Source organism: Janibacter sp. CoH_79_TC_3 (assembly GCF_058197955.1).
Genome location: NZ_JBXWIV010000009.1, coordinates 115,758 through 119,548, shown reverse-complemented (window position 1 = coordinate 119,548; position 3,791 = coordinate 115,758). Strand labels below are relative to the sequence as shown.

Sequence of the window (3,791 nt, the reverse complement as noted above, 5' to 3'; positions counted from 1 at the left end):
CATAGGATTCTCCTGCTGATATATTTTAGCAGTTAATCTCTATTTCTAAGTGTTCTTATTTAGTGGGGGGATTACCCGATGGCGTCATATAGGTAGCAAGACATCTCACGATATAAGCTTTCACCTTAGTGTTCAGCGCTGCCATAAGTGCCTCCTCGTATCTCTAAGTAAACCTAAATAGCGCTTAGATCACATCCATCGCTATACTTTATTATACTTTTTTTAGCTACCCTCAAACTGCTTTAAACCATAATTGATAACGGGTAACTTGCTGTCATTTGAAATGCGGGCAAGGTTGAATGTTAAGCATTTTACGATGTACTCCTAACAATCTATCCATCAGGTTCATATATTCGCAAATTATTTTATGGTACGTGGTTCGGTGCATTCCTTTAGGTCGTTCACCCATGCCATGAGCAATACCATCTTGCCAGCCTAACTGCGCTCTAATCGCATTCAAGCGCCTGTATAAGTTATCAATAGGTTGTTCTAGCTGTGAGCCATAAGAAGCCCGTGTGCAATGCCTGCAAACGTAATTACCAACGCAATATAGAACGCTTGTGCGTCTCGAGCATGAGGGACAATTAAACCAATAACGATGACCGCCATAATTGCACGGGGTTTTTGATAGTTTAACGCTGTAGTTGTATGACTTACCGCGGTAAGCGTAATCAGCCCTAAAGCTATCAATATCACCCTGTCTCAACTGGTCACGATAGCTTGATATGCTTAACTTTGAGTATCGACTAAGGCTTGGCGCGGTGGCAATTGCTGGCATGTTTGGTGCACCTATGGGTTATCTAAATCATTAGGCAAGTTTGCTTTGTCTTATCTTGGGTTGCTTATTTCGTGCTCTTTTTATGGACTCGAAGAATTCAGGTTTTTCGCTTACCACAAGGGTGTCATGATTTCCGTTATACCTATAACTTTACTTCCTGATTCGCTTAATTTTGAGCCTGTCCATCCAGTGTTTTGACGACCCTTTTTATGGACTGTAAAAACCTCCTGCAATTATCGCCTGTCATCCATACGGACCGTGGTCAACATCAATTATTATTGACGGTATCGAGTAGCTGCAACTGGTTGCGATGGGCTGCAATCATTAAGCGTAAGGGCTTGCACATTGCGCCCTGATAATCCGTCTATACCCTGTCTATAATTATGGAGATTTTGACTACCACAGCTCTAAGTCATCTAGCAGCTCAATGCCAACCGCCTTAGCTGCCATCAGCCCTCTGATGAATGATTTGGTCATCTGTGCATTATCATCTTTGGTTAGCTCTGCGTTATCAGTATCAACGGTAAGCATCTCCAACCAGTCGGTATTAATGCTAGGGTCAATATCTCTAATTGCGTGTCGTGATTGCTCTGATTTATACATGGCTGCTATTTCCCACATCTCATTCAAGGGTGATTGCTAAGTTTTCTGTTAAATTCTAGCAGGTCACTATTCCTAAAATAATTCTTGCTGAATAATAGTATTGGTTTTGGAAACTTTTCGTCTGTCCAATATCTTCGTAAAGTCGATGTGCTCACATCATACAATTTTGCAACATTGGCCATTGTGGTAAATCCATCTGGATTCAATCCTTCGATTTTGTCGTTTTGTTCAATCATTTGTCACCTCGCTTAATGCTTATTTTTTAGATAGCCATGCCACATCAAGTAAAAAAGCAGTTATTCTTATATTGTTTTTCATCATCTTACCTTATGACTTAATAACGGGTCGTAATTGGATCGTCTAATTCAAATTAAACCGATACTCTGAAATTTCAGCGTCGACTAATGCCGCCAAGTCTTCTAAATCATCAAGCATCTTGTTTTTATAGCCACTCCATTTTTGGCTGTATGTCCCTGCTGGCATATCGATACCGCTAAAAAATAACTGGCCTTTGACCGTATAAACCGTCCATAACTGGTACATTTCAAAATGCAGCGTCATGCGGGCCATTAGACGCGCCATTTCCTCAATAGAGTGATTACTTGGCGCTTCCTGCCCATCACACTCACAGCGCTCAATCATCAGGGTTGATAGGTGACTGACGACCGTATCAAAGAACTGGGTTCGGTCCCATGCTGCATCACTACCCCAAACAAGTAGGCTTGCCATCGCCTTAACCTGGTGACTCTTGATAAGAGCAACAGCCGCCGATCTATCCTCCCAATTGACCGGTGGAGCTGGCCCGCCATGACCGACGTTAAAGTTGACAGTCTTGGCGCCCATGCCATTTCTTATCCACTCACCATTGGTAAGCTCTAAGCGCTGGCTTGTGCCAAACCTTCTGTTTATTGCACTAATCACTTTTCAACCCTCTCATGTATGGACTTGCTACTTTCAGCGATATGCGCCAAAACCTCTAATGCTCTCTGTTGCGTTCTAAGGTGCGCTCTTATCAATTATGCTATATTTGCCGCACAAACTCTGTTCGGGCTTAAATTGGCGATATCGCATAGCGTAGCGTGTCATAATTCAAATGCTTGTTGCGTGACTCGCTTAATATCGGCTTTCAACTAAACTCACCCCTTTTGCAATTTCTGCATTAATATCAGAGAGCTTTGGTTCTTTAATATTGATATTGGTAATCTTGTCGCAATGATGGCACTTGGTTCTTTTTCGGTTTTCCAATCTGCGAGCGACTATCTGATTTCGTGCTGCATCCCGCTCCAATCTCTCTCGATATTCATTCAACCTATCTCGATACGCATCCAAACTTTCGTTGTGGTCATCAAGCGCGTCTGAATAATCCATGAGTGCATCAAAAGGGTTTGCTGGCTCGTTGCAATCTCTGCACGTTATCGTTTTATTAACCTTGTCAATATTCATGTGGGTGTGTTCGCATGGGGTGACAGCTTCGTTTCCTTTCCTTTCAAATTTAATAATACTCATGCTCATCGACTCCCATAGTCCGGCACATCATTAAAACTATCGTGATATGGCATGTGATTGCTGAATCGTCCCATGTGCCCCTCAAAAGCCAATCTGACAACGCCCGTCTTGCCGTTACGGTTCTTAGATAAAATAATATCTGCCATACCATCTAAATCAGGATTACCGTCTTTTTGCTTGTAGTAATCTTCGCGGTAGATGAAAGCAATCTGATCTGCGTCCTGTTCAATTGCACCTGAGCCGCGTAAGTCACTCATGACTGGTCGCTTATTGGGTCGCTTCTCTAAATCACGGTTAAGCTGCGCCAAAAGAAATACCGGACATTCAAACTCACTGGCAATCGCTTTAAGCCCTGCTGTAGTAGCACCTATCTTGCTCACTGAGTCTTCATCGTTTAAGCCATCCATGATTTGCAGGTAATCAACGCCAACCGATGCAATCTTGCCGTACTCTCTTTTCAATCTATTCAGGTGCATTCTGATTTGTGCAACGCTTAAGCCTGTTTTTCTTACCACCTGTAAACGCATATCTTTTTGGCTGCTTGCAAACTTCTGAAAACTTGCTTGTTGATCCTCGGTCATACGACATTCAATAATCGCATCAATAGGTATGCCTGTTTCCGATGCGGTCAACCTGTCCATCAAGTCGCCCTGTTCCATCTCAACACTAAAGAATACCGACACACCCTCTACGAATTTAGCTAAGTGGGCTTGTATGTTCATGACTAGCAGTGATTTACCCATGCTTGGGCGTGCTCCAATGACCGCCAAATTCCCCTTACGCACCTTCATTAATTTATCTAACTCTGGAAAGCCAAGCTCGAAATAAGTTTTTATCCCTGCATTCGCGGATGCCATGCGCTCAACTAGATTTTTCATCATGTCTTCAACGCTATAAACCTCCT

At 42.8% G+C, this 3,791-nt stretch carries 4 protein-coding genes; all 4 read right to left on the bottom strand.

Annotated elements, in window-relative coordinates:
- Window positions 1–1,174: 1,174 nt before the first annotated feature.
- Window positions 1,175–1,381 carry a hypothetical protein gene (locus tag AC2FA3_RS09435; protein WP_490509354.1) on the bottom strand — a complete coding sequence of 69 codons (207 nt, stop codon included), beginning with the start codon at window positions 1,379–1,381 and terminating at the stop codon, window positions 1,175–1,177.
- 360 nt (window positions 1,382–1,741) lie between these two features.
- Window positions 1,742–2,302 carry a hypothetical protein gene (locus AC2FA3_RS09430; RefSeq protein ID WP_490509353.1) on the bottom strand — a complete coding sequence of 187 codons (561 nt, stop codon included), beginning with the start codon at window positions 2,300–2,302 and terminating at the stop codon, window positions 1,742–1,744.
- A gap of 192 nt (window positions 2,303–2,494) precedes the next feature.
- Window positions 2,495–2,887 (bottom strand): hypothetical protein, encoded by a 393-nt coding sequence (locus tag AC2FA3_RS09425; RefSeq protein ID WP_490509352.1) that lies wholly within the window; start codon window positions 2,885–2,887, stop codon window positions 2,495–2,497.
- A gap of 2 nt (window positions 2,888–2,889) precedes the next feature.
- Window positions 2,890–3,791, bottom strand: a 902-nt coding sequence (locus tag AC2FA3_RS09420; protein WP_490509351.1) for a DnaB-like helicase C-terminal domain-containing protein, incomplete at its 5' end; no start/stop codon positions are given.